Source organism: Sphingomonas aurea, assembly GCF_030678875.1.
Lineage (GTDB): Bacteria > Pseudomonadota > Alphaproteobacteria > Sphingomonadales > Sphingomonadaceae > Sphingomonas > Sphingomonas aurea.
In genome coordinates this window covers 47,385-71,939 of record NZ_JAUUDS010000009.1, presented here as the reverse complement: position 1 = coordinate 71,939, position 24,555 = coordinate 47,385, and the positions used below count along the sequence as shown (strand labels likewise).

Annotated in this window: 22 protein-coding genes; 10 read left to right on the top strand and 12 right to left on the bottom strand. The window is 71.0% G+C overall.

The genetic code is table 11. The features are described 5' to 3' along the window. Positions 1-30: 30 nt before the first annotated feature. On the top strand, positions 31-900 hold the full coding sequence (gene asd / locus Q5H91_RS14485) for an archaetidylserine decarboxylase (RefSeq protein WP_305174157.1): 870 nt from the start codon (positions 31-33) through the stop codon (positions 898-900). Here asd and Q5H91_RS14480 read toward each other — a convergent pair. The 5 genes from Q5H91_RS14480 to Q5H91_RS14460 form a co-directional block, all read right to left on the bottom strand. Then, positions 890-1,921 carry a glycoside hydrolase family 43 protein gene (locus tag Q5H91_RS14480; protein ID WP_305174156.1) on the bottom strand — a complete coding sequence of 344 codons (1,032 nt, stop codon included), beginning with the start codon at positions 1,919-1,921 and terminating at the stop codon, positions 890-892. The two genes, asd and Q5H91_RS14480, sit on opposite strands and share 11 nt — an antisense overlap. Next, positions 1,906-3,369, bottom strand: coding sequence for a glycoside hydrolase (locus tag Q5H91_RS14475; protein ID WP_305174155.1), 1,464 nt, complete (start codon positions 3,367-3,369; stop codon positions 1,906-1,908). Before Q5H91_RS14475 ends, Q5H91_RS14480 begins: the two co-directional genes overlap by 16 nt. Next, positions 3,366-4,952, bottom strand: a complete 1,587-nt coding sequence (locus Q5H91_RS14470) for a DUF5597 domain-containing protein (RefSeq protein WP_305174154.1) — start codon at positions 4,950-4,952, stop codon at positions 3,366-3,368. The genes Q5H91_RS14475 and Q5H91_RS14470 overlap by 4 nt, the downstream gene beginning before the upstream one ends. Positions 4,953-5,050: 98 nt before the next feature. Continuing rightward, positions 5,051-5,809 (bottom strand): FadR/GntR family transcriptional regulator, encoded by a 759-nt coding sequence (locus Q5H91_RS14465; protein ID WP_305174152.1) that lies wholly within the window; start codon positions 5,807-5,809, stop codon positions 5,051-5,053. Between the two features lie 73 nt (positions 5,810-5,882). Further along, positions 5,883-9,323 (bottom strand): amidohydrolase family protein, encoded by a 3,441-nt coding sequence (locus tag Q5H91_RS14460; protein WP_305174150.1) that lies wholly within the window; start codon positions 9,321-9,323, stop codon positions 5,883-5,885. A gap of 185 nt (positions 9,324-9,508) precedes the next feature. On the opposite strand from Q5H91_RS14460, the gene Q5H91_RS14455 reads away from it, so the two are divergent. From Q5H91_RS14455 to Q5H91_RS14445, 3 genes are all read left to right on the top strand, one after another. Then, entirely contained in the window at positions 9,509-11,395 is a 1,887-nt protein-coding gene (locus Q5H91_RS14455; protein ID WP_305174149.1) for a gamma-glutamyltransferase family protein, read from the top strand. 136 nt (positions 11,396-11,531) lie between these two features. After that, positions 11,532-12,905, top strand: coding sequence for a DEAD/DEAH box helicase (locus Q5H91_RS14450; protein WP_305174148.1), 1,374 nt, complete (start codon positions 11,532-11,534; stop codon positions 12,903-12,905). Then, positions 12,902-13,102, top strand: a complete 201-nt coding sequence (locus tag Q5H91_RS14445) for a DUF1289 domain-containing protein (protein WP_305174147.1) — start codon at positions 12,902-12,904, stop codon at positions 13,100-13,102. The genes Q5H91_RS14450 and Q5H91_RS14445 overlap by 4 nt, the downstream gene beginning before the upstream one ends. Before the next feature lie 313 nt (positions 13,103-13,415). Here Q5H91_RS14445 and Q5H91_RS14440 read toward each other — a convergent pair whose 3' ends face one another. From Q5H91_RS14440 to Q5H91_RS14425, 4 genes are all read right to left on the bottom strand, one after another. Beyond that, positions 13,416-13,886 (bottom strand): NUDIX domain-containing protein, encoded by a 471-nt coding sequence (locus Q5H91_RS14440; protein ID WP_305174146.1) that lies wholly within the window; start codon positions 13,884-13,886, stop codon positions 13,416-13,418. A gap of 109 nt (positions 13,887-13,995) precedes the next feature. Next, positions 13,996-14,550 carry a DNA-3-methyladenine glycosylase gene (locus Q5H91_RS14435; protein WP_305174145.1) on the bottom strand — a complete coding sequence of 185 codons (555 nt, stop codon included), beginning with the start codon at positions 14,548-14,550 and terminating at the stop codon, positions 13,996-13,998. Position 14,551: 1 nt separating this feature from the next. Continuing rightward, complete coding sequence (galK, locus tag Q5H91_RS14430) at positions 14,552-15,712, bottom strand: galactokinase (protein ID WP_305174144.1); 1,161 nt, start codon at positions 15,710-15,712, stop codon at positions 14,552-14,554. Beyond that, the gene (locus Q5H91_RS14425) at positions 15,709-16,737 is read right to left on the bottom strand and encodes a UDP-glucose--hexose-1-phosphate uridylyltransferase (protein WP_305174143.1); all 1,029 of its coding nucleotides are present in this window, start codon (positions 16,735-16,737) and stop codon (positions 15,709-15,711) included. The genes galK and Q5H91_RS14425 overlap by 4 nt, the downstream gene beginning before the upstream one ends. A gap of 117 nt (positions 16,738-16,854) precedes the next feature. Between Q5H91_RS14425 and Q5H91_RS14420 the strand changes: the two genes are divergently transcribed. Next, complete coding sequence (locus Q5H91_RS14420; RefSeq protein ID WP_305174142.1) at positions 16,855-17,868, top strand: aldo/keto reductase; 1,014 nt, start codon at positions 16,855-16,857, stop codon at positions 17,866-17,868. A gap of 15 nt (positions 17,869-17,883) precedes the next feature. On the opposite strand, the gene Q5H91_RS14415 is transcribed toward Q5H91_RS14420, so the two are convergent. Both Q5H91_RS14415 and Q5H91_RS14410 read right to left on the bottom strand, forming a co-directional pair. Next, positions 17,884-18,426: an NUDIX domain-containing protein gene (locus Q5H91_RS14415; protein WP_305174141.1), complete on the bottom strand. Its 543-nt coding sequence runs from the start codon at positions 18,424-18,426 to the stop codon at positions 17,884-17,886. Continuing rightward, complete coding sequence (locus Q5H91_RS14410; RefSeq protein ID WP_305174140.1) at positions 18,423-20,780, bottom strand: hypothetical protein; 2,358 nt, start codon at positions 20,778-20,780, stop codon at positions 18,423-18,425. Before Q5H91_RS14410 ends, Q5H91_RS14415 begins: the two co-directional genes overlap by 4 nt. Before the next feature lie 103 nt (positions 20,781-20,883). On the opposite strand from Q5H91_RS14410, the gene Q5H91_RS14405 reads away from it, so the two are divergent. The 5 genes from Q5H91_RS14405 to Q5H91_RS14385 all read left to right on the top strand — a co-directional run bounded on the left by Q5H91_RS14405 (position 20,884) and on the right by Q5H91_RS14385 (position 24,060). Beyond that, positions 20,884-21,621, top strand: a complete 738-nt coding sequence (locus tag Q5H91_RS14405; protein ID WP_305174139.1) for a TlyA family RNA methyltransferase — start codon at positions 20,884-20,886, stop codon at positions 21,619-21,621. Positions 21,622-21,828: 207 nt separating this feature from the next. After that, positions 21,829-22,380, top strand: coding sequence for a TspO/MBR family protein (locus Q5H91_RS14400; protein ID WP_305174138.1), 552 nt, complete (start codon positions 21,829-21,831; stop codon positions 22,378-22,380). A gap of 37 nt (positions 22,381-22,417) precedes the next feature. Further along, positions 22,418-22,678: an accessory factor UbiK family protein gene (locus Q5H91_RS14395; RefSeq protein WP_305174137.1), complete on the top strand. Its 261-nt coding sequence runs from the start codon at positions 22,418-22,420 to the stop codon at positions 22,676-22,678. Positions 22,679-22,723: 45 nt separating this feature from the next. After that, positions 22,724-23,227 carry a type III secretion system chaperone family protein gene (locus Q5H91_RS14390; RefSeq protein WP_305174136.1) on the top strand — a complete coding sequence of 168 codons (504 nt, stop codon included), beginning with the start codon at positions 22,724-22,726 and terminating at the stop codon, positions 23,225-23,227. Beyond that, a complete protein-coding gene (locus tag Q5H91_RS14385) occupies positions 23,224-24,060 on the top strand; it encodes a pyrroline-5-carboxylate reductase family protein (RefSeq protein WP_305174135.1) in 837 nt (278 codons plus the stop codon). Before Q5H91_RS14390 ends, Q5H91_RS14385 begins: the two co-directional genes overlap by 4 nt. Before the next feature lies 1 nt (position 24,061). On the opposite strand, the gene Q5H91_RS14380 is transcribed toward Q5H91_RS14385, so the two are convergent. Then, a complete protein-coding gene (locus tag Q5H91_RS14380; RefSeq protein WP_305174134.1) occupies positions 24,062-24,550 on the bottom strand; it encodes a MarR family transcriptional regulator in 489 nt (162 codons plus the stop codon). Positions 24,551-24,555 lie beyond the last annotated feature (5 nt).

Genomic DNA, 24,555 nt, shown 5'->3' with positions numbered 1-24,555 from the left:
CGCTTCTCACCGCGCGCGGGTGACGCCGTCATGACAGTCGCCAAGGCACTGATGCGCGTGCTGATGCAGGAGGACCTGAACTTCCTCCTGACCAACCGCCTGCCGCGGCGTTTCGCGACGCGGCTGGTCGGCCACATCGCCGCGGTCGAACATCCGCTGGTCGCGCGCCCGGCGGTGGCATTGTGGCGGTTCTTCGCAGGCGTCGACCTGTCGGACGCGGCAACCACCCGGTTCCGCAGCCTGCGCGACGGCTTCACCCGCGCGCTGGTGCCCGGAGCGCGATCCTTCGCCGCCGGTCCCGATGTGATCGCCGCCCCGTGCGACGCGATCGTCGGCGCGCATGGCCGGGTGGAGGACGGCGCGCTCTATCAGGTGAAGGGGTTTCCGTACCGGCTGGACGAGCTGGTCCCGGATCCGGCCCTGGCGGCGCCCTTCGTCGACGGATCGTTCGTCACGCTGCGGCTGACCGCGGGCATGTACCACCGCTTCCACGCGCCCGCCGACCTGATCGTCGACAGTGTCACCTATCTGTCGGGCGACTGCTGGAACGTGAACCCGATCGCGCTGAAGCGGGTCGAGCGGCTGTTCTGCCGCAACGAGCGCGCGGTGATCGCCGCGCATCTGGCGGACGGCACCCCGCTGATGCTGGTGCCGGTTGCCGCGATCCTGGTGGCGAGCATCCGGCTCACCTTTCTCGATACCCCCGCGCTGCTGCGCGAACAGGGGCCGGCGAAGCGGCGCTGCGACGTCGCCTTGGCACGCGGCGCCGAGATGGGCTGGTTCGAGCACGGCTCGACGATCATCGTCTTCCTGCCGCCGGCTGCGACGCTGAACCCGGCGCTGATCGAGGGGCAGGCGATCCGGGCGGGGCAGGCGCTAGCACGGACGGTCAGTGCGTAGGCCGCGTCTCGCCGTCCAGTTCGGTCGCCTCGCGCACCACCTCGACCCGGTCGCCCAGGTCGCGCATTGCATAGAGCTTGCCGCGCGCATTGTTGAACGGGCGGTGCAGCACCATCATCAGCGCGCCATCGAGCCGGCGGAACAGCATGCCGTGCCCGCTGTCGGCGCGCACCAACGGTGGCAGCTGCTCCCACGGCCCCTCGATCCGGCCGCTCCGCGATCGCGCCTGCGCCTGGACGTACCCGTCCTTGTCATAGCTCGACCAGAGCATCAGCAGCGTACCGGTCCGGGTCCGGAACAGCTCCGGCCCGTCGGTGACGTTGCCCGCCTTGGGATCGGTCAGATCCTCGTGCTTGGCCCAGTCCGCGTCGGACGCCCTGAACAGCAGGCGCGGCGGGCCGGCGGCGGCGAGCGTATCGGTCAGCGGCACGGCCTCGATCGTGCCGTCGCCGATCTGCACCCACTCATGCGCATAGACCATCCACGGCTTGCCGGCGGGATCGACATGGAGCGTCCCGTCGAGCGTCATCGTGCCCGGATCGACCACCGGCGCGGCATTTCGCACCACCTCGAACGGCCCGCCCAGCGTGTCCGCTACCGCCAGGATCGTGCCGCGCCGTACCGCCTGCCGCCCGCTGACCGGGGACAGCTTCGCCGCGTCGTTGTAGAAGGTCGCGAACAGGTACCAGCGCCCGCGCCAGCGATGCACCTCCGGCGCCCAGGCACCGTCATTCGCCCAGGTGCCCGGCGGCAGCGCGAAGACGATGCGCGGCCGCGTCCAATGCTTCAGGTCGCGGCTGGTATAGGCCATGATGCCCAGCCGCGCGTCCTTGGTCATCGCCCGCTCGTTGCGGGTGAACAGGTGATAAGTGCCGGTCGCCCGGTCGGTGACGATCCACGGATCGTGGAGCGGCATGTCGGGCATCAGCAGCGGCGCGGGCGGCGTCGGCGGCGCCGGCTTCGCGGCGACGGCGACGGGCGCGAGCAGCGCTGCGGCGAGCGCGATCAGTCGACGGAACATGGGCTCTCCTTCGCAGGTCCGCGGGTCAGCACGATCGTCGCGATCGATCGCGACGGCACGGTGGTGCCGGGCACGCAGGCGGCCTGGTGCGCGGCGTCGGTGACCACCAGCTGCGCGCGCCACCCGGCCGGCAGCACCAGCCGGCGCGGGGTGATGCCGCCATTGACATGGACCAGTGCCAGCGTCCGCCCGTCCGCCGACAGCGCGCCGGCGGTGTCCATGTCGTCGACCGGCACCAGCCGGTAACCAGGACGGATGTAGCGGCTGAACTGCGCCATCGCCCAGTATTTGGCGGTGACGTGGATCGCATGCGGCCCCGCCGCCGGGCTGCGCAGGTCCGCCTTGACCAGCCCCCAGTTCGATCCCTTGCTACCGTCGCGCGCGCTCAGGTCCTCGACCGCCTGCCAGAACACCCAGGCGGCGGGCTCCAGCCGCTTCAGGTCGGCCACGACATGCTCGGCAAAGGCGAGGGCGGAGGGCATGGCCGCGAAATCCTCCGGGTCCTTGTCGAGCGGCGTGTCGTTCTCGCTCATCCACAGCCGGATGCCCGCGGCGCGCGCGATGTCGCGCACGCCGGTCTGGTGCAGCGTGCCGTAGCTGTGAACGTTCAGCTGCCCGATCCGCGCCCGTGTCGCCGCCGGATACCCGGCCCAGTCGAGGGCGAAGATCTGAGAGTTGGTTTCATCCGGCGCCGCGATCACCGTCTTCAGCCCACGCGCCTTCAGCGCCGCGTCGGTCGCGTCGATCATCGCCGCCTGCCGCGCCGGCGACCAGTGCGCGCCCTCCTGCTTGTTCGCAGCGTACCAGTAATCGGTGTTCGGCTCGTTCACCGGCGACAGGGTGCGGAAGGTGATGCGGTGGCGCCGCTGCAACTCCTCGACGCTGCGCGCCAGATAGGCCGCGAACGGTGCCTCGAAGCCGGGGCGGAGGTTGTCGTCGGTCGCCTTCTCCGCGCCCGATACCCGGCCCGACACGGTCATGAACCAGGGCGGCGAGTTGGAGAACGCCTCGAAGATCGGGCGCGACACGCGGTCGCGCACCGCATCCAGCCACCAGCGCTGGTTGGCGTCCTGCGACCAGTCCCACATGCCTGCATCGTCGGCACGCCACCAGTCGCGCCCGGTGGTGCCCGGCGGCTGCCGCCAGAACCCCGGCACCGCGCCGCCGACCCGCAGATAGGGCGGGGTGCCCGCCGCGTTGCCGCCGCCGATATTGTAGCGTGCGATCGTCCAGCCCAGTCCGCGCCGGCCATAGAACAGGTCGGCCAGCCGCTCGCGTTCTGCCGCCGGCCAGCCGCCGGTCACGTCGGCGAACCAGGCGAGCGCGGTGCCCCAGCCCTCGAACGCCGTCGAGGGGCGGTCGATCGCGGGACGCAGCGTCACCTCGACCGCAGGTTCCTGCGCTGCGACCGGGGAGGCGGCGAGGGCCAGGGTGAGCAGCGCCTTCACTTGTTCACCTGCACAGTCACCATCAGCGAGCGGCCCTCGCCCGGCAGGATCAGCCCGAACGCGGTCTCGTCCCCGTTCAGCAGCCGCTCGCGCACCCAGCGCCCGTCCTCGAAATGGCCCTGCTCGACCGTGACCAGCTGCACCGATCCGGGCTGGCCCAGCTTGGTCGCGAACTTCAGATTGGCCGATGCGCCGGTCAGCAGGAACCGGTCCGGCGCCGCCTGCGCCACGATCACCCGCCCCGACAGGTCGCGATTGCCTTGGCCGCGCGGGCCGCCATAGCCGTCGCGCACGTCGCCGAAGCGGGCGACCAGATCGACGCCGTCGAACGCCATCGGCACGTTCGCCATGCCGTCCTCCTCCACCGCCGCACGCACCTTGCCGGCGTCGCGCAGGGGGATCAGGACGGGTGCGGCACCGGCCAGCAGGCGGTAATCGAGCGCAATCGGCTCCTCGGCCTCCTTCCCGTCGCGCATTCCGAAATCCTCGCCGATCCCGAACTTGGCGATGCCCAGCGCGTGCGGGCGGGCGATCGTCCAGAACGCGTGGCGGGCATGCGCCATGCTGCCCCCGGTTTCCGGCACGAACAGCGGGTTGCCGGGCACGTCATACGCCTCGGCGATCGCGGTATAGGGCGCGACGTTGGTATCGTAATTGTCGACCCCGATCACGTCGATCGCCGGCGCCAGCGCCCGCCACTGCGGCAACAGCCACGACACCGCCCCGCCCGAGGGCGAGCTGTCGCCGGGGCGCAGCAGCCCCGGCTGCTCGCGCGGCCAGACATTGGCGTAGAGCGGCAGGTCGTATGCCCGCTTCCCCGCCGCCGCGACCGCACCGATATAGCGTGCGGTGTGGTACGCCATGAACGCCTCGGGGGCGTCGGCGCCATAACTGGCGGTCCAGCTGCCCGGCTTCGCACCCGGCATGTCGGCCGGCACCGCCGCCCGGAACAGCGCCTCCGCGGCGGGAGAATGATCGCGGTCGGCACCCAGCGTGCCCGCCTCATTCTGCACCTGCACCATCACCACCGTGCGCTGGCGCCCGTCAATCGCCTTCAGGTGCGCCATCAGCGCGGCGAAGGCGCGGGCGTCGGCATCGCGGCTGGCGGCTGCGATCGGGCTCAGCACCTCGATCGGCTTGCCCTCGGCCGTCATCACCCGTGGGAAGCGCGCGGTGTCGCGCTTCACCCAGGCGGGGGTGTAGCTCATGTTCGCGTTCTTCCAGGTGCCGAACCACAGCAGCGCCAGCCGCACCTTCTGCGCGCGCGCCTCCGCGATCAGCCCATCGACCACCGCCCAGTCGAACCGCCCCTCCTCGGGTTCGATCGTCTCCCAACCGATCGGCGCCATCACGACATTGGCGTGGCTGCGCGCGATTGCGGGGGCCAGGCGGCGTAATTCGGTGGGAAAGCCGCTGGAGTTGTTCAGCTGAATGCCGAGCACCAGGAACGGTTTGCCGTCGACCTGCAGCGCAGGCTTGCCCGCGGGCGTCGGCACGAAGCGGCTGTCCTGCGCGGCGAGTGGCGATGCCGCCGCGCCCAGCAACAGCGCGAACATCATGCAACGGGCACGACGACGGTCCATCCACACTCTCCAGACGCGCTCGGCCGATCGATCCGGCCGATTATTAAGTCTGACTTATATGCCGATTAATCGGTGGTCAACGCGCGTTGGATTTAGGATTATCTTGTGGCCGCCGCGTCCTCGACCGGGCGTGCGCCGGCACGATGCGCCTCGGCCGCCAGCACTGCCTCTGTATCGATCTGCGCCTGGCGGACCAGCGCGGCGGTGGCGTCGCGGGCGGCGTTCGCGTTGCTGTTGGCGATCGCCTCGAACAGCGCCTGATGTTGTGGCATCGGGTCGCGCGGCTTGCGGGTGCTGCGATACTTGAAGAAGGTGGTCCAGCGTACCGCCGCCGAGATGCTCGCCGACAGGCTGACGAGCAGCTCGTTGCCCGTCGCCTCCAGGATCAGCGCGTGGAAACGCTGGTCGGCGGCGCGGCCCAGTTCGCTGGTCAGGCCGTGCTTGCCCATCTCCTCCAGCGCGTGGCCCATGCGCGACAATTGCCGCGCGGTGCGGCCGGCGGCGGCGAGTTCGGCGGCGGCCGGCTCGACGATCAGACGCAACTGGAACAGGCTGTGGACGAAGTCGAGCGGCGGTGCGCCCTCGAACATCCATTTCAGCAGCTGCGGATCGAGCATGTTCCACGCCTGCCGGTCGCGGATCTTCGTGCCCGCCTTGGGTCGGCTCTCGACCAGCCCCTTGGCGGACAGCATGCGCAACGATTCCCGGATCACGCTGCGCGACACGCCGAACGTCTCTGCCAGTTCGATCTCGCCGGGCAGGGTGGATCCGGGTGCCCGCTGCCCGGTGACGATCGCCACGCCCAACTGCTCCGCCAGCGCGACATGCGCGGGCTGCCCGCGCTTGGCCGTCGTCATGCTATTCTCTCCTGATCGGAAGAGACTAGGGCGACGAACAGGCGCGGGCAATGTCCGCCGGCTCGGGGCTGGCTCAATCGCGTGCCCAGTCGCCATGCCCGTGGCCGGTGGTCAGCGTCGCGCCGGTGCTGCGCCCGCCATTCGCACCCTCCCACCAATAGGGCTTGCGCTTGAAGCTGCCGGTCGCGACCTCGTTCAGCGTCGCCGCGTCGTACAGCCGCCCGCCCAGCATCACCTGATGCACCTTCTCGGTATTGCGGATGTCGGTAGTCGGATCGGCGTCGAGCACGACCAGGTCGGCGAGCTTGCCGACCTCCAGCGAGCCCACGTCCCTGGCATAGCCGAGCGAGGTCGCCGGCATGATCGTGCCCGCGCGCAGTGCCTCGACCGGCGACCAGCCGCCGCGCACGAAGCTCCACATCTCCCAGTGCGCGCCCAGCCCCGGCTGCTGGCCGTGCGCGCCGATCGACACCTGCACGCCCTTGTCGACCAGCTTCTTGGCCTCGCGCGCGCTCTCGCCGTCGACATAGTCGCCCTCGGGCGCGATCTCGCGGCGGGCGTTCTGCGCCGCCAGTGCGGCGGGCGGGGCGTGGCGGGTGAGGAGCGGGTGGCGCCACACGTCGGTATGCGCCCGCCAGTACGGATCGCCTGCCGGCCCGCCATAGGTGACGACCAGAGTCGGCGTGTAGTTAGTCTTGGTCTGGGTCCAGAACTGGACGAGGTCGCCGTAGAAATGCTCGAGCGGGACATTATGCTCGACGGTCGAATTGCCGTCCTGCACCAGCGTGACGTCCATGGTGTAGAGCGAGCCGCCCTCCGGCACGACCTCCATCCCCTCGGCCTGCGCGGCGGCGACGACCATCTGGCGCTGCTCGCGGCGCGGCTGGTTGTAGTTCTTCACCGAATGCGCGCCCTGCGCCTTCAGCCGGCGGACGTCGGACAGCGCGTCCTCGTACTTGTTGATCTCGGCGTACACGTCCGCCGCCTTGGCGCCGTAGATGATCTCGCCGGTCGAGAAGGTGCGCGGTTGCAGGCGCATGCCGGCGCGCTGCATCTCTGCCGCCGGGAAGATCTCCGCCGAGCGTGCGGACGGATCGTGGATCGTGGTGGTGCCAAAGGCCAGGTTGGACATCGCGTTCCAGTTCTGCTCGGGCACCAGCTCGTCCTCGCCCTGGCTGCCGTGCGCGTGCGCGTCGACCAGGCCGGGGATGATCGTCTTGCCCGTCGCATCGACCCGGATCGCCCCCGCCGGGATCGCGACCTGCGCGCGCGGGCCGACCGCGACGATGCGGTCGCCGCGGATCAGGATCGTCGCGTCGTCGACGATGCCGCCATCGGCGCTCGCCATCGTCACCACCCGCGCGCCGGTCAGCGCCACGGTGGCGGTCGGCTTCGCCGCGGGCACGGTCATCGACAGCGACACGCCGCTGCGCGGAGTCGGGAAGGTCGGCGCCTCCTGCCCCTCGGCGACCTTGACCGGCGCGGACGCGAACAGCTGCGCGGTGTCGGCGGAATAGAGCGTCGGCCCCATGCTCCAGTGCAACCGCTTGCCGTCGTCGGACCAGTTGATGAAGTCCGCGCCCTCCGCGCTGACCCGCGTGACGGGCAGGGGGCCACCCTTCTTGTCGACCTCGACCGACTGCTTTCCGGGCAGCAGCGGCATCACGAACGCCTCGTAGTTCTGGCGGAACGCGACATAGTCGCCGCGCGGAGACAGCTGGTAATCGCTGACCAGCTCGCCGGCCGCGTGCACCCGCTGCGCCTCGCCGTTCAGGTCGGTGCTGACCAGCTGGCGCTTGTCCTTGTCGGTGGTGATGAGGAAGACGCGGTCCGACGTCGCGCCGAACTGCGGGGCCGCCGCATCCTTGGCGATCCTGACCGGCGCGCCGCCCGATGCGGCTACGCGGTACGCGCCGCTGCCGGGATTGCCGCGCGCGGCGGTCAGCTCGCCGCCCTGGCCCTGCTCGAACACGATCGTCCTGGCGTCGGGCGAGAAGCGCGGGCGGCGGTAATGGCCTGGCACCGTCGTCACCGCCTTGGCCGCACCGCCGCCCGCCGCGACCGTCTTCACCTGGCCCAGGCCGGCGTCGGTCCAGCCGATGAAGACGACCTGGCGTCCGTCGCGCGACCAGCTCGGCCACAATTCCATCTCGTCGGTCCCGCGGGTCAGCCGCCGTGCGGTGCCGCCCGCCATCGGCTTGACCCACAATTTGCCCAGCGTCTCGAACACCACCTGCCGGCCGTCGGGCGACACGCTTGCCCAGCGCGGCATCTTCGTCACCACCGTGGCCGGCGCGACCTCGACTGCCGGGTGCGTCGCGTCGATCACCACGCGGGTGTCGGCGACGCGGAACGGGATCACCGCCGCGCCCGACCCGTCCGCGCCGACCCGGCGCAGCTTGCCGCCCGCCCAGAACACGATCGCCTTGTCGTCACCGGTCCAGGCCATGTCGGGATAGACGCCGGTGATCGCCCAGGTTTCCTGCACGTCGCGGTCGAGATCGTCATAGACGACCCGCTCGACACCGGTGGCGAAATCCTTGACCCACAACTTGGTCTTGTTCGCCTCGCGCCGGACGAAGGCGATGCGCTTGCCGTCGCGCGAGGGGGTCGGCCGCACCGATCCGCCGACGCCGGTGACCGCCGTCTCCACCTCGCCGGACTCCATGTCGTACCGCTCGATATCGAACAGGTCGGTGCGCGAGTTCTGCGCATATTCGAAGATCGGGCCGGGCGTGACGTTGCGGGTATAGAAGATGCTCTTGCCGTCCGGCGCGTAGATCGGCTCGCCCAGCTCCTTCTGCAGCTGCTCGCTGGCGCGCTTGACCAGCTGGACGCCGTCGCCGCCGGTGACGTGATACAGCCACACCTCGCCCGTCCCCAGGCTGCGGCCGGTGGTGAAGTGCTTCTTGGCGGCGATGAAGCGGCCGTCCGGGCTCCAGCTCGGCTGGTTGAGCAGGCGGAAATCCTCCTTGGTCACCTGCCTTTTGTCGCTGCCGTCGGCGTTCATCACCCAGATATTGTCGCCGCCGCCCCGATCACTGGTGAAGGCGATCCGCCTGCCATCCGGAGAGAAGCGCGGCTGATGCTCGTAGGGCAGCCCCTCCGCGATCCGTGTCGGCGTGCCGCCGGCTACGGGCATGGTGTAGATGTCGCCGAGCAGGTCGAACGCCAGCATCCGCCCGTCCGGCGAGACGTCGACGTTCATCCAGCTGCCCTCGTCCGTGTCGATCCGGATCTCGCGCGTGCGCATGCCCGGCGGTGCCGACACGTCCCATTTCGGCGGCTTGGCTGCGGCAGTCGGCGTGGCGGCGGGGGCAGAGGGCGTCGTGGGTGGCGTGGCGGGCGGCGCGGTCGGGGGCAGTGGCGAGCCGACGTCGGGCTGCGGCTGGGTCGCCTCGTTCTCCGGCGCCTGGGTCTGCTCGACCGGCTTGTCGACCGGCGGCGTGACCTGCGCGGTCGTGGCAGTGGCGTAGAGGCAGAGTGCGATGGCCGTGGCCGTGCGAGCGATCATGAATATCCCCTTGGTCTGGCGCGGACTGTAGCCGAAGCAACGGGGGACGCACGGGAAAAGCGCGGCGTGAAAACGGAGCCGGCCTTCGCCGGGGTACAGGCGCCTCGCAAAAACCGCTCCCCGCCAGACGCTTGCCGCCCGCCCGCTTTGCCGCGACTATGGCGCATCTCCGGAGAACCAAGCCCATGCGCCGCCGCACCTTCCTCGCCAGCCTGCCCGCCGCCGCCCTCGCACCCTCGCTCGCCGCCGCGCAGCAGGGCACGACGGCACCCGAGCGCGGCACCGCCGGCCCCGGCCAGGGCGGCGCGCCGCAGCCCGCCACCGCGACGGAGGCCCCGCTGCCCGGCCGCTGGGCACCCGGCGCCGACCGCTTCATCCGTCCCGACGTCCATGCCGGCGACCGCCCGGTCGGCGCCAGCTTCGCCTCGCGCACCGCGGTCTACGGCCTGAACGGCGCCGCCGGCACCGCGCACCCGCTGGCGACGCAGGCGGGCATCGACATCCTCCGCCGCGGCGGCTCCGCGGTCGATGCGGCGATCGCGATCAACGCGTGCCTCGGCCTGCTGGAGCCGACGAGCAGCGGCATCGGCGGCGACGTCTACGCGATGATCTGGGACCCCAAGGCGCGCAAGGTTGTCGGCCTCGCCGGCTCGGGCGCGAGCCCCCGCGGTCTGTCGCTGGAGACGGTGCGGGCGCGGGCGAAGAACGGCGCGCTGCCGCCGCTCGGCGCGGTCACCGTGTCGGTGCCGGGCGCGGTCGACGGCTGGTGGACGATGCACAAGCGCTACGGCAAGCTGCCCTGGGCGACGCTGTTCGAGCCGGCGATCGCGATGGCCGAGGCGGGGACGCCGGTGCCCGACATGATCGCCTATTACATCCGCCGCAGCATGGCCGCCTTCGCCCGGCCCGGCAACGGCGTCGAGGAAACCGCCAACGCCATCCGCACCTGGGGCATGGCCGATGGCAAGGGGCCGCAGGCAGGGCAGGTATTCCGCAACCCCGACCTCGCGCGCACCTATCGCGCCATCGCCGCGGGTGGGCGCGACGCCTTCTACACCGGCGAGATCGCCGCCACGATCGACCGCTATTTCAAGAAGATCGGCGGCTGGCTGCGCCGCGAGGATCTGGCCGCACACCGGTCGGAGTGGATCGAGCCGAACCGCACCGACTATCGCGGAACCACCGTCCACGCGCTTGGCGCCAATACGCAGGGCATCGCGACGCTCCAGATGCTCAACATCCTCGAGCATTTCGACCTGGGTGCCGCCGGCTTCCAGTCCGCCCGCTCGATCCACCTCCAGGCGGAGGCCAAGCGCCTCGCGTACGAGGATCGCGCCCGCTACTATGCCGACTCGCATTTCGCAAAGGTGCCGGTCGAGTGGCTGGTGTCGAAGGACTATGCCGCCCAGCGCGCGAAGCTGATCCGGCCCGACCGCATCCTGACCCCGGTCCATCCGGGGCAGGCCCCGTCGAAGGGCGACACCACCTATTTCTCCTGCGCCGACGCCGATGGGATGATGGTGTCGATGATCCAGTCGAACTTCCGCGGCATGGGATCGGGGCTGGTCGCAGACGGGCTGGGCTTCATGTTCCAGGATCGCGGCCAGCTGTTCAGCCTGAAGGACGGCCATCCCAACATCTATGCGCCGGGCAAGCGCCCGTTCCAGACGATCATCCCCGGTTTCGCGACGCGCGGGGCCGATCCGTGGATGAGCTTCGGCGTGATGGGCGGCGACATGCAGCCGCAGGGGCAGACCCAGATCATCGTCAACCGCGTCGATTACGGGCTGGAGATCCAGTCCGCCGGCGACGCGCCGCGCTGGCACCATGAGGGATCGTCGCAGTCGATGGGCGAGGACTCGCCGGGCTTGGGCGCCACTGGTCTGCTTCGGCTGGAGAGCGGCGTGCCGATGGCGACGCGCCGGCAGCTGGCGGAGATCGGCTGGACGATCGGCGACCCGGACGGCGGTTTCGGCAGGTACGAGTGCGTCGAGCACCGCATGGACGGCGCCACCCGCGTCTACGCCGCCGCCAGCGAGATGCGCGCCGACGGGTGTGCGCTGGCGTATTGATGTACCGGGCCCGTTCCTTTCCGGAGAGGGGAGTTGAGGTGATTGCGTAGGCGTGATCGCTTGACTTTTCGCCCCTCATGGGCAAGCGCCGGAGAGCCCGCGCGCGCATGGGTGCGCCTCGTTTTCGGACAACTGCATGCCCTTCGCCGATCTCGGCCTTTCCGACGAACTCCTGCAGGCGGTCACCGACGCTGGCTATACCGAGCCGACGCCGATCCAGGCCGCCGCGATCCCGCCGGTGCTGATGATGCGCGACATCATCGGCATCGCCCAGACGGGGACGGGCAAGACCGCCAGCTTCGTGCTGCCGATGATCGACATCCTGGCGCACGGGCGCAGCCGCGCACGCATGCCGCGCAGCCTGATCCTTGAGCCGACGCGCGAACTCGCCGCGCAGGTCGCCGAGAATTTCGAGAAGTACGGCAAGCGGCACAAGCTCTCGATGGCCCTCCTGATCGGCGGCGTGTCGATGGGCGACCAGATCAAGGCGCTGGAAAAGGGCGTCGACGTCCTGATCGCGACGCCGGGCCGGCTGATGGACCTGTTCGGGCGCGGCAATATCCTGCTCACCGGCTGCTCGCTGCTGGTGATCGACGAGGCGGACCGGATGCTCGACATGGGGTTCATCCCCGATATCGAGGAGATCTGCACCAAGCTGCCCAAGCAGCGCCAGACCCTGCTGTTCTCGGCGACGATGCCGCCGCCGATCAAGAAGCTGGCCGACAAGTTCCTCGACAATCCCAAGCAGATCGAGGTCGCGCGCCCCGCCTCGACCAACACCAACATCACCCAGTGGCTGGTGCCGGTAAAGGCATCGGCGTTCGAGAAGCGTGATCGGCTGCGGCAGCTGCTTGCCCAGCCCGAGGTGACCAACGCGATCATCTTCTGCAACCGCAAGACGACGGTGCGCGAGCTGAACAAGTCGCTGAAGAGCCACGGGTTCAAGTCGGGCGAGATCCATGGCGACATGGAACAGCCGCAGCGCCTGGCCGAGCTGGACCTGTTCAAGCGTGGCGACGTGACCATTCTGGTCGCCTCCGACGTTGCGGCGCGCGGGCTGGACATCAAGGGCGTCAGCCACGTCTTCAACTTCGACGCGCCCTGGCACCCGGACGACTATGTCCACCGGATCGGCCGGACCGGCCGGGCGGGCGCGACCGGCACCGCCTATACCTTCGTCGCTCCCGACGATGTCGAGAATATCGACAATATCGAGAAGCTGACCGGCCAGAAGATCCCCCGGCTCGAGGCGGCGCCCACGCCCGCTGCGGACGCGGCCGAGCCCGAGCAGCGCCCCCGTCGCGAACGGCGCGACCGTCGTCCCGCCCGCGCCGAGGCGCCTGCCGCGCAGCCCGTGCCCCGCCGCGAGGAGGCAGCCCGCCGCGAGGAGGCACGTCCGCCGCGCGACGACCGCCGCCCCCGCCGCGACGTGCCGCAGGACGGCCCGGACGAGGGCTGGAACGGCCCGATCCCCGACTTCCTGACCGTGAAGCTCGTCATCCAGCCGTGATCGAATATGTCCAGGTCGAGCCCGCCGACACGGCGAGCCCCTGCGTCAACATCTGCGAGGTCGACCCCGCTACCGGCTGGTGCCGCGGCTGCGCGCGCACGATCGACGAGATCGCGGGCTGGGGCGCCCGCCCCGCCGACGAGAAGCGCGCGATCCGTGCGCAACTGCCCGCGCGGCTGAAGGCGATGCGCGGGTAGAGCGTGATCCCGCGAAATCGAAGCACCTCGCCGAGGCAGGCGGGAGCTTTGCAAAAGTCCGTGCCCGTGCCTCTCCTCCCGTCATGCCGGGCTCGTCCCGGCATCCACTGTTTCGCAAAGACCGCGGCTTGAGGGAGTGTGGCTCGGTGGATGCCGGGACAGGCCCGGCATGACGAGGTGAGTTTTGCAAAGCTCCCGAGCCGGTCAGGGTCCAGTTGGGGGCGTTGATGATGAGCATCGCCCTTCGTCACGCCGGCCTTCGTCGGGGAGGCAAAGTGGCTGGTTCGAACCGCGTGGATCAAGCGTCCGAACGCTACCAGGCGCCGCTGCCGGTCGCGCCGCGGCGATACTCCGCCACCCGCCGTCCGGTCGCCGCCGACAGGGAGGCGGGCAGCGTGTCGAGCGGGAACCAGCCGGCCTGCGCGATCTCCATCAGGTCGGCGCGCGCCAGGTCATCGCCGCGCGATCGCGTGCGGCAGACGTAGATGACGACATGGTCGTCCTTCCCCTCGGCCCGACTGTGATAGATGCCAAGCACCCGCTCGATCGCCGCATCGGCGACCGCGACCTCTTCGCGCAATTCGCGGAACAGTGCGGCCTCGACGCTTTCGCCCTTCTTCACGCCGCCACCGGGCAGGTACCAGGCGTCGGTATAGGTGTGCCGCACCAGCGCGACGCGGTCGTCCTGATCGAGCAGCACCGCGCGCACCCCGATCGTCCGCGGCCGTGTGACCCGCCACACCAGCCGCGCCGCCCTGCCGATCAGCCGATGATGTAGAGCCACGCAGTGTCCTCCTGTTTCTCTGGAGAATGATGCACGGCGGTGGGCAGGGGAGCAATCGCGTCCCCCACCTTGTGCTCCCGCCTTCGCGGGAACACGGAAAGGGATCGCGTTACCGAAACGGCTTGCTGAGGAACCGCGATCCCGCCAGTCCGAACCGCCACGGCTCCGCCACCGCCTTGGTGATCCCGATCCGCGGACCGACCAGCACCGCCGGCGCCTCGCCCTCGCACGGCAGCAGAGAAAAGGGCGGTGCGTCCAGCGCCGCGCCGTCGAGCGCGTCGGTGATGCCCAGCGCCTGGCACAGCCGCCCCGGCCCGGCGCACAGCAGCCGCGGATCAGACAGGCCCCGCCGCGCGATCATCGCCGCCACCCCATCGGTCGGTTCGATCGCCCGCAGCAGCACCGCTGCCGCCATCTCCGCCCCGCCGACCACGTTCATGCACCAGTGCAGGCCATAGCTGCGATAGACGTAGGCGCGTCCCTTCGCCCCGAACATCGCCGCCGTGCGTGGCCGCGGGCCGGCGAAGCTGTGCGACGCGGCGTCGCCCGCGTGATACGCCTCCGTCTCGACGATCGTGCCGCCGACCCCGTCGACCAGCAGCCGGCACCCGATCAGCGCGCGCGCCAGATCCACCACCGGCTGCGCGTAGAAACCGGGTGACACTTCAGCCGGCCGCGACCGGCCCTGCCCCGGCAACCGCGCGTGCGACCATGATCTCGGGCGGTTCGCCTGCGGGCGTGCGATACCGGGTGCGCAGGCCCTCAACCACCGCCGCCGTCGCATCGTCGGGCACGACGGCGACCACCGCGCCGCCGAAGCCGCCACCGGTCATCCGCGCGCCGCCCCGGCCGCCAGCATGTTGGTCGATCAACGCCTGCGCCGTCGCGGCGAGTTCGTCGACCTTGGGCACGGTGATCCGGAACAGGTCGCGCATCGACGCGTGGCTCTCCGCCATTAGCCGGCCGAGCGTCGGCAGGTCGTCTGCCGCCAGCGCCTCGGCGGCGGCGAGGACGCGCGCATTCTCGCCGATGACGTGGCGTGCGCGGTCCGCCGCCTCGGCGCTCATCCTGCCCGCGTCGAGCATCGCCATGTCGGCATCGCGCAGCTTGGCGATGCCCAGCGCGGCGGCGGCCTCCTCGCACTCGGCGCGGCGGCGGTTGTAATGGCCCTCGACCAGCCCGCGCACCACGCCCGAATGGACGATCAGTACCGCCGTGCCCGCGGGGATCGGGATCGCGCGCGTTTCCAGCGAGCGGCAGTCGATCAGCAGCGCCGCGCCCTCGACGCTGGCGGACGAGGCGAGCTGGTCCATCACCCCGCACTTCATGCCGACGAAGTCGTTTTCGGCGGTCTGCGCCTGCACCGCGATCCGTGTCGCATCGACCGGGGCGCCGACCGCCGCCAGCATCGCATGGCCGACCGCCACCTCCAGCGACGCGGAGGAGGACAGGCCGGTCCCGCGCGGAATGTCGCCGACGATCGCCAGCTCAACGCCGCGCAGGGTCGCGCCCTCGGCGATCAGCGTCGCGACCATGCCCCGCACATACTCGCGCCAGCCCTCGGCATGGGCGATCGGTGCCGACAGCGCGAAGTCGTCGGTCTCGTCGCCGAACTCGCACGCCACCACCCGCACCCGGTCGCCACCGGTCGCGCGCCAGGCGATCCGCGTCTCGACCGGGATCGCGCAGGGCAGGACGAAGCCGTCATTATAGTCGGTATGCTCGCCGATCAGGTTCACCCGGCCGGGCGCACGAACGACCCCATCGGGAGCGCCACCGAACGCGCGGGCGAAGCCCTCCAGTACGCGCGCCTGCAACCCGCTCATGCTCTCGTCTCCAGTATCGGGCTTGCCGCGCGTAGCCGTTCGGCCGCCTGCTCGGGGGTCAGGTCGCGCTGCGGCTCGCCCAGCATCTCGAAGCCGACCATGAACTTGCGCACCGTCGCCGAGCGCAGCAGCGGCGGATAGACATGCGCGTGCAGCCGCCATGGCTTGGTATCGGCGATGCCGTGCGGACAGCCGTGCCAGCCAAAGGAATAGGGGAAGCTGACCCCGAACAGATTGTCGTACCGCGCCATCAGCCGCCCGAGCAGCTGCGCCAGCGCGTCGCGTGCGGCGTCGGACAGCTCCTCCATCCGCACGACGGGATCGCGCGCGACGATCAGCGTCTCGAACGGCCACGCCGCCCACCACGGCACGATCGCCAGCCAGTGGGCGTTCGCCTCGACCTCGCGCACCCCGCCCGCCTCGCGCGCGGCGACCGCGTCGAGCAGCACCTCGCCCGTTTCCGCCAGCCACGCGCGCTGGCACTCGTCCTCGCGCGCGACGTGCTGCGGCACGAAGTCGCTCGCCCAGACCTGCCCGTGCGGATGCGGGCTGGAACAGCCCATCATCGCGCCCTTGTTCTCGAACAGCTGGACATGGCTCCAGCGCGCGCCCAGCTCCGCCGACTGCGCCGCCCAGGTATCGACGATCGCGCGCCGCGCGGCATCGTCCAGCTCGGGCAGGGTACGCGAATGGTCGGGCGAGAAGCAGATCACCCGCGCCTCGCCCCACGCGCCCTCGGCCGGGAACAGCGGGTCGGAGGGGGGCGGGGGCGTATCGGGCAGCATCGCGGCGAAGTCGTTGGCGAAGACGAAGGTGCCGGCATAATCCGGGTTGCGCGCGCCACCCATGCGGACATTGCCCGCGCACAGATAGCAGGACGGATCGTGCGACGGCCCGCGCGGCGGGGCGGGCGGCGCCTCCTCCCCCTGCCACGGCCGGCGCGCGCGGTGCGGGGACACGAGCACCCATTCATCGGTCAGCAGGTTGCGGCGGCGGTGCGGGTGGTCGGTCGCGTCGAACGTCATCGGGCCCTCTCGTCCGGCGCTCCTACGCGGGCGGGCCGGGCGCTGCAACGACGCGACGCGAACCCGTCTTCCCGTCACGTGCCGTTCCGGCCTAAGCCACGCGCCGAGGAGACACACATGGCCCGCGTTCCCGACCCCTACCGCCCCGACCCGCAGCGCTATGACGGACGCATGCCGTATCGCCGGGTCGGCCGCAGCGGGCTCGACCTGCCGGCCATCTCGCTTGGCCTCTGGCAGAATTTCGGCGGCGACGACGTGTTCGAGACGGGGCGCGCGCTGCTCCGCCGCGCCTTCGACCGCGGCGTCACCCATTTCGACCTCGCCAACAATTACGGGCCGCCCTACGGCTCGGCCGAGGAGAATTTCGGCCGCTGGATGGCGTCGGATTTCGCGCCGTTCCGCGACGAGCTGATCGTGTCGACCAAGGCCGGATTCGACATGTGGCCCGGCCCCTATGGCGGCCCCTCGGGCAGCCGCAAATACATCATCGCCAGCTGCGACCAGAGCCTTGCCCGCATGGGCCTGGACTATGTCGATATCTTCTACTCGCACCGCATGGACGAGACGGTGCCGCTGGAGGAAACCTGCGCGGCGCTCGCCCAGCTGCACCGCCAGGGCAAGGCGCTCTATATCGGCATATCGAGCTACACGCCCGAAGCGACCCGCCGGGCCGCCCGACTGCTGGCGGAGGAGCGCGTGCCGCTGACCATCCACCAGCCGCGCTACTCGATGCTCGACCGCGGGATCGAGGACGGGCTGCTGGGTGCGCTGGAAGAGGTCGGCGCGGGCTGCATCGTCTTCTCGCCGCTGGCGCAGGGCCTGTTGACCGACAAATATCTGGGGGAGGGGGCGCCCGCCGCCGGTACCCGGCTGGCCAAGGCGCGGACGCTGACCCCCGACCGGCTGACCGACGCCCTGCGCGACCAGCTGCGCGCGCTCGACGCGATCGCCCGGAAACGTGGGCAGCGGCTGGCACAGCTGGCGCTCGGCTGGACGCTGCGCGACCGTCGCGTCACCTCGACCCTGGTCGGCGCGCGGACGGTGGAGCAGCTCGACCAGCTGCTCGACGCCGCCGCCGCGCCGCCGCTGACCGAGGACGAGGTCGCCGCGATCGACGCGGTACTCGCCTGATCGCGGCGTTCGCGATCAGCGGCAGCGACGGTCCATGAGCGCCAGCGCGGCGATCGTCGTCGCGTCCTTGATCGCGCCCGCGTCGATCATCGCCTCGACCTCGGCGCGGGTGAAGCGGCGCGCGATCAATCCCTGCTCCTCCACCTCCAGCGCCGTCTCGGTCCGCGACGGGTCCTCGGCCAGGAACACGTCATAGCCCTGCGTCGCCAGGCCGGGCGCCAGCAGCAGGTGGCCGAGGTGCGTCATCCGCCCCGCGACCAGCCCGGTTTCCTCCTGCAACTCGCCGCGCGCCAGCGTCGCGGGCTCGACCCCCGGCCGATCCTCCCACGCGCCCTGCGGCAATTCCCAATATCGTCCGCCGACCGGGTAGCGATACTGTTCGACCAGATGCAGCGACCCGTCCGCCTCCAGCGGGACGATCACCGCGAAGTCGGCGCGCTCGACCACGCCGTAGAGCCCGGTCGAGCCGTCCGCCCGCCGGATCTCGTCCTCGCGCACCCGGATCCAGCGGTTGCGATAGGCGATGCGCGACGACAGCGTCTCGATCTCGGCCGTCATCCGCCCTTCGCTGTGACTGCGACCGAAGCCGCGACGGCCGGGTCGTCGCGCAGCGTCAGCGCCAGCCGCGCGTCCTTCGCCGCCTCCGTCGGCAGGGTCAGCGTCTCGCCGGTAAAGCCCTCCGGCACCGTCACCGGTCCCGCCGCGCTCAGCAGGAACAGGTCGCGCCCGCTCAGCGTGCAGCGATCCGCGCAGGCGGCGGCGCGCAGCACCGGTACCCGCACCAGCGTGCCGAGCGGCTGCCAGTCCCCGGCCGCGTCACCCTGCACCACCCGGAAGCGCAGCGGCCCCGCCGTGCCCGCGCCCAGTGCCTCGCCCGGCGCCAGGCTGGCGATCGCGACGCCCGCGTCTTGCAGGCGCAGCGGCACGGTCGCGGTCGCGTCGCCGGCCGCCACCTCCACCCGGTCGCCCGGCGCGAACCGCGTCGCCTCGCCCGCGCGGACCGAGAAGGTCAGCCGGTCGCGCTGGGACACGACGCCATCCGGTAAAGCTACCGTCAGCGCACCGTCGGGCGGCGTCACCGTCCGCGCGATCAGCGTCGCCGCAGGCCGCGCCGGCGCCAGCGTCACCTTGACCGCCGCGGTCCGCCCATCGGCCAGCGTCACCCGCCCGCTCTTGCCGTCCGCCAGCGCCGGCACCGCGTCGGCCGTCATGGTCAGCCGGTCGCCCCCTGCCACCCGCACCAGCGCGCCCGGCCGGAACGTCTTGCCGTCGACGCTCAAGCCCTTGACCATGTCGAGCCGCGCGCCGGTCAGCACTCCGTCGCGGTCGCCGGCGTGGAGGGTGAAGCCGTCGATCCGCCCCGCCTCGGCATAGGCGGTGAGCGGGATCGTCGCCGGCTCGGTCATGCCGGCCAGCTGGACGCGCAGGCTCATGTCGCCCGGCGCCACCCCGGCAAGCGGCAGCGTCGCGATCACGCCGCCGCCCTTCTTCGCCTCCCACGCGACCGGCCGGGTGGTGCCGTTCGCCAGCTTCAGCGTCATCGCATCGACGCAGGCGCCGCCCGCGCCCGCCAGCGGCAGCGGGTTGTCGCGCCCGACCACCAGCTCGCCCGACCCGTCCCCGGCCTTGTCGGGCGCGCGCCAGTTCGAGCCTTGCGGATTCTGGAGCGCGAAGCGCGGCCCCTCGAACGGCTCGAACCCCCAGCGGCCGTGCAGCCGTCCGGTCAGCTCGGCATCGAACCTGTCGGGCTTCAGCGCGTCGGTGCGGACTCGCACGCCGCCCTGCTCGGCATCGGGCACCAGCGGCAGGTCGACCTCGCGCCCGTCCTTCGCCGTCACCCTGAGCGCCAGGTCGCGGGCATAGGCGGTGGCGTGGATCAGCGGCGCGCCCTCTACCGGCAGCACCAGCCCCGGCCGCGTCAGGCAATAGGCGACACCCGGATGCGTCGCGCGCAGCGGCGGCGGGCTGGGCGGAGCGACCGCGGGCAGGGCGGCGACCAGCACCGACTTGGGCTTGCCGAACGACGGCACCGCGTTCAGCAACAGCTTCAGCCCGTCGCCGTCATGCGTCGCCAGTGCCGGGATATACTGGTAGTTCGCGGTGCGGAACGCGCCCAGGATGCGCGCGACGTCGCGCACCACGCCGATATAGGGGCTGTAATAGCCGTAACCGCCCTGCGGCGTCGCGCTCAGCTGATAGGCCAGGTCGGTCGGCGTGCCGGTCAGCGCCTCGGCGATCGAGCTGCTGTGCCCGTCGCTCAGCACCAGCGCGTCGCTGCCGCCGGTCAGGCAGCCGGCCTGCAGTTCGGCCGGCTTGGTCAGGCAATCGTCCTTCAGCCGGATCGACAGGCTGCGCGCCAGGAGCGGCGACACCTGCTCCAGCCGCACGCCGCCTTCGGTATCGCGCGCGTTGATCCCGGCGACATAGGCGTCGAGCCGGGCGCGATCGAGCGAGGCCTGGTTCAGGTCCTGCGACGCGCGCACGAACGCGCCCGGCCGGCCGCGCACCGCGTCGACCACCGTGCCGAAATCGCCGCCGGTCGCCGGCGCCAGGAACGCGATCGCCTGCTGCGCGCCATCGGGCACGGTGATGCGCAGCGTGCGGCCCTTCGCCTTCCACGTCTCGCCCTCGAAGAACCATTTCTTCGGCGGCGGATTGGTCGCGCCGCGCAGGAAGGCGACGACCAGCAGGTAATGGGCGGACTGGTCCTGGGGCAGGTCGGCGGTGATCGTCAGCCGGTCGCCGGCGGTCAGATTGGGCACCGCCGCGATCGGCAGCGTCGTTGCGCCCTGGCCATCGCCATGCGTCACGGTGACGTTCAGCCGGGGCCCGGCCAGGTCATAGGGCGCGACCTGCGCGGCGACCGCCGTCGCCAGCGCGCTCGCCGCGACCATGCCGGCGCGAAGGATCATGCGGGCTTTCACGCCCGCTGCCGTAGCGTCCGGGGCGGTGGCGCGGCAACCCCCCGCCTCTACAGCCCCTTGCGAATGCGCGCGCCTCCGGTACGGAGCGGCGATGGCCAAGCAGCGCGCCGACCAGATGCTCGTCGATCGCGGGCTCGCCGAGTCGCGGTCGCGCGCGCAGGCGCTCATCATGGCGGGCCTGGTCTTTGCCGGCGACCGCAAGGTCGACAAGCCCGGCCAGCAGCTGCCCGACGACACCGTGCTCGACGTGCGCGGCCGCGACCACCCCTGGGTTTCGCGCGGCGGCATCAAGCTGGCGCACGGGCTCGACCATGTCGGCTGGGACGTGACCGGGGCGGTGGCGATCGATGTCGGCTCGTCGACCGGCGGCTTCACCGACGTGCTGCTGACCCGCGGCGCCGCGCGCGTCTATGCGGTCGACAGCGGCACCAACCAGCTGGCGTGGAAGCTGCGCCAGGATCCGCGCGTCGTCGTCCACGAACAGACCAGCGCCCGCATCCTGACCGCCGATCATATCCCGGAACCGGTCGACCTGATCGTCTGCGACGCCAGCTTCATCGGGCTGGCCAAGGTGCTGGAGCGCCCGCTGACCTTCGCCGCGCCGTCCGCGCGGCTGCTCGCCCTCATCAAACCACAGTTCGAGGCGGGGCGGGAAGAGGTCGGCAAGGGGGGCGTCGTCCGCGACCCGGCAGTCCATGACCGCGTCTGCCGCGTGGTGGCGGACTGGGTCGAGGCGCAGGGCTGGTCCGTAGCGGCGCTCACCGCCAGCCCGATCACCGGCCCCGAAGGCAATGTCGAGTTCCTGATCGCGGCGGTGCGCGGGGAATAGACGCGATGTCCCCCGCCGTCATCCCGGCGTTCGCGCGGGTGACGATTGGGGGAGTGGGCAATGCGAGCAGCGCCCGCCCCGAGACAGATCACCGTCCCGAAACAAGTCACCGTCCCACGACGACACGCGCAACCCGTTGCCGCGTGGCGCGTCATGCGGCAGGAAGATCTGCGAGGTCGTCGAATGGACGGACGGATAGGAGCATCTGTGGGCGGTATCGCGTCGAAGGGTCAGCTCAGAATGTCGTTCCTGCGCTGGGCGGTCGTCACCGTGCCGCTGGTGCTGTTGCTCGGCTTCGCGTCCGGCCGCGCTGTCGTCGCGGGGGGTGACAATGCCTGGTACGCCGCGCTGGTGAAGCCGGCGCAGACCCCGCCCGACTGGCTGTTCCCGGTCGCCTGGACGACGCTCTACATCCTGCTCGGCCTCGCCGTCGCGATCGTGCTCAACGCACGCGGCGCCCGCGGGCGCGCGGCGGCGATCCTGGCGTTCGTCGTCAGTTTCGGCCTGTCGCTCGGCTGGACGCCCCTGTTCTTCGGCGCGCACCGGATCGATGCGGCGTTCTGGCTGATCGTCGCGATGCTCGCCAGCGGCATCGTCGCCACCGTCCTGTTCGCGCGCGTCCGCACCGTCGCGGCGTGGCTGGTGGTTCCCTATCTGGTGTGGATCAGCTTTGCCGGGGTGCTGACCTGGCGGATCGGCCAGCTCAATCCCGACGGCGTAGGGGTTGCGTCGCCTCCGCACACATCCCAGATGCTGTAGCAACAGGCGGGCTGTCCCCGCCCATCCGGGAACCCCCATGCAGTCCGACAATCGCATCTTCGACGATTTCGCCAAGGTCATCAACGGCTTCGCCGGCACCGTCGCCGGCATGGGCCGCGAGGCCGAGCAGAGCGCCCGCGGCCGCGCCCGCGAGTGGATCGGCGGCCTCGACTTCGTCAGCCGCGAGGAGTTCGAGACGGTGAAGGCGATGGCCGTCGCCGCCCGCGACGAGGCCGACGCGCTCCGCGCCCGGCTCGACGCGCTGGAGGCAAAGGCGGACGCACCGTCTTCGGTGTGACTTTTGTGACTTTCCGCCGGGTCCGCTCCCGTGCGACAAGACGCCATGCTGGATCATAGCGACCACGATCAGGAAGACGCCGCGCCGATCGACATGCTCGAGGCGTACTACGCCGCGCATGGCTGGGATCACGAGCGGCAGGACGACGAGATCGTCGCCACGATGAAGGGCAGCTGGGCGACCTACGAACTGCGCGCGCTGTGGCGGGACGAGGATAGCGTGCTGCAATTCCTCGCCTTTCCGGACATCAAGGTCACCGACGATCGCAAGCAGGCGATCTACGAGGCGATCGGGCTGGTCAATGAACAGCTGTGGATCGGTCATTTCGAGCTGTGGTCGTCGAGCGGCATCCTGCTGTTCCGCCACGCCGCGATGATCGATGGCGACGAGGACACCACCCTGTCGCTGTCCGCCGCCGAGCTGCTGGTCGAGTCGGCGATCGAGGAGTGCGAGCGCTTCTACCCCGTGTTCCAGTTCGTCCTTTGGGGCGGCAAGACCCCGCGCGAGGCACTGGCCGCCGCACTGGTCGAAACCCAGGGCGAGGCATGAGCGGCGCGAACGGCACGACCATGGCGGCCGAGGGCGCAGACTTCTCCGCCGGTCCACTGTGGATGATCGGCTGCGGCAACATGGGCGGGGCGATGCTGCGCCGCTGGGTTGCCGCCGGGCTCGATCCCGCCAGCGTGACCGTCATCACCCGCAGCGGTCGCGAACCGTTGCCCGGCGTCCGCGCGCTCGTCGGCCTGCCGCTCGACGAGGAACCGGCGACGCTGGTGCTGGCGCTGAAGCCGCAGCAGATCGACCAGGTCGATCTGCGCCACCTGCATCCCGCACTCCTCCTGTCGATCCTGGCCGGTGTCGAGGAAGCGGCGCTCGCCGCGCGCGTGCCGGGGGCCGGCGCGATCGTTCGTGCCATGCCCAACCTGCCCGTCGCGATCGGCCAGGGCGTGACCGCGCTCTATTCAGCCGGTGCCGATGACGCTGCGCGCACCGCTGCCGCCGCGTTCGCCACGCCGCTCGGCCATGTCGAGTGGATCGACGACGAGGAGGCATTCGGCGCCGTCACCGCGCTTGCCGGCTGTGGCCCCGGCTTCGTCTTCCGCTTCGCCGATGCGCTGGCGGGAGCAGGGATCGCGCTCGGCCTGCCGCAGGACCAGGCGCGCCGGCTCGCGCTCGCCACGCTCGCCGGCTCTGCGGCGATGGCAGTCGATGCCGACGTCTCGCCCGCGATCCTCGCCGACCGTGTCGCCAGCCCCGGCGGCTCGACGCGCGAGGGGCTGAACGTCCTCGACGCCGACGACGCACTCGCCCGCCTGCTGGTCGAAACGCTCGCCGCATCCGCCCGCCGCAACGCCGAGATGGCCGCGGCGGCGCGCGGCTAAATCAGTCGCGCAGGCCCACCACCTGCGCCCGGTCCTCGACCGGGATCAGTCCCTCCAGTACCGCCCAATATCCCGCCACCGCGCTCTGCCCGGCCGCGGCATAGGCGGCCGACATGCGCTGGCGCACCTCGTCGAACAGCTCGCTTTCCAGCGCCTCACCCGCCGCGGTCAGCCGCAGCAGCCGCTGCCGCCGGTCGCGGTCCCCCGGCCGCCCCTCGACCAGCCCGCGATCGGTCAGCTCGTTCAGCACCCGGCCGAGCGACTGTTTGGTGATCGCCAGCAGCGACAACAGCTCGCTGACCGTCAGGTCCGGCTTGCGCGCCACGAAATACAGCGCGCGGTGATGCGCGCGGCCCAGCCCCTTGCGGGCCAGCTTCTCGTCGGTCGAGCGCATCAGGTGGCTGTGGCCGAAATACAGGAGCTCCATGCCGCGGCGCAATTCGGGCTCGCGAAGGAACAGGGCGGGTGCGGAAGGTGCTGCGGCAGCCATGTTGA

Coding starts and splice junctions, on each gene's coding strand:
- Q5H91_RS14415 (WP_305174141.1), bottom strand. CDS start 18,426: ATGACGGCCGAGATCGAGACGCTGTCGTCGCGCATCGCCTATCGCAAC.
- Q5H91_RS14395 (WP_305174137.1), top strand. CDS start 22,418: ATGCAGTCCGACAATCGCATCTTCGACGATTTCGCCAAGGTCATCAAC.
- Q5H91_RS14470 (WP_305174154.1), bottom strand. CDS start 4,952: ATGGACCGTCGTCGTGCCCGTTGCATGATGTTCGCGCTGTTGCTGGGC.
- Q5H91_RS14460 (WP_305174150.1), bottom strand. CDS start 9,323: ATGATCGCTCGCACGGCCACGGCCATCGCACTCTGCCTCTACGCCACT.
- Q5H91_RS14480 (WP_305174156.1), bottom strand. CDS start 1,921: ATGTTCCGTCGACTGATCGCGCTCGCCGCAGCGCTGCTCGCGCCCGTC.
- Q5H91_RS14465 (WP_305174152.1), bottom strand. CDS start 5,809: ATGACGACGGCCAAGCGCGGGCAGCCCGCGCATGTCGCGCTGGCGGAG.
- Q5H91_RS14450 (WP_305174148.1), top strand. CDS start 11,532: ATGCCCTTCGCCGATCTCGGCCTTTCCGACGAACTCCTGCAGGCGGTC.
- Q5H91_RS14385 (WP_305174135.1), top strand. CDS start 23,224: ATGAGCGGCGCGAACGGCACGACCATGGCGGCCGAGGGCGCAGACTTC.
- Q5H91_RS14420 (WP_305174142.1), top strand. CDS start 16,855: ATGGCCCGCGTTCCCGACCCCTACCGCCCCGACCCGCAGCGCTATGAC.
- Q5H91_RS14455 (WP_305174149.1), top strand. CDS start 9,509: ATGCGCCGCCGCACCTTCCTCGCCAGCCTGCCCGCCGCCGCCCTCGCA.
- asd (WP_305174157.1), top strand. CDS start 31: ATGACAGTCGCCAAGGCACTGATGCGCGTGCTGATGCAGGAGGACCTG.
- galK (WP_305174144.1), bottom strand. CDS start 15,712: ATGAGCGGGTTGCAGGCGCGCGTACTGGAGGGCTTCGCCCGCGCGTTC.
- Q5H91_RS14390 (WP_305174136.1), top strand. CDS start 22,724: ATGCTGGATCATAGCGACCACGATCAGGAAGACGCCGCGCCGATCGAC.
- Q5H91_RS14425 (WP_305174143.1), bottom strand. CDS start 16,737: ATGACGTTCGACGCGACCGACCACCCGCACCGCCGCCGCAACCTGCTG.
- Q5H91_RS14380 (WP_305174134.1), bottom strand. CDS start 24,550: ATGGCTGCCGCAGCACCTTCCGCACCCGCCCTGTTCCTTCGCGAGCCC.
- Q5H91_RS14410 (WP_305174140.1), bottom strand. CDS start 20,780: ATGATCCTTCGCGCCGGCATGGTCGCGGCGAGCGCGCTGGCGACGGCG.
- Q5H91_RS14405 (WP_305174139.1), top strand. CDS start 20,884: ATGGCCAAGCAGCGCGCCGACCAGATGCTCGTCGATCGCGGGCTCGCC.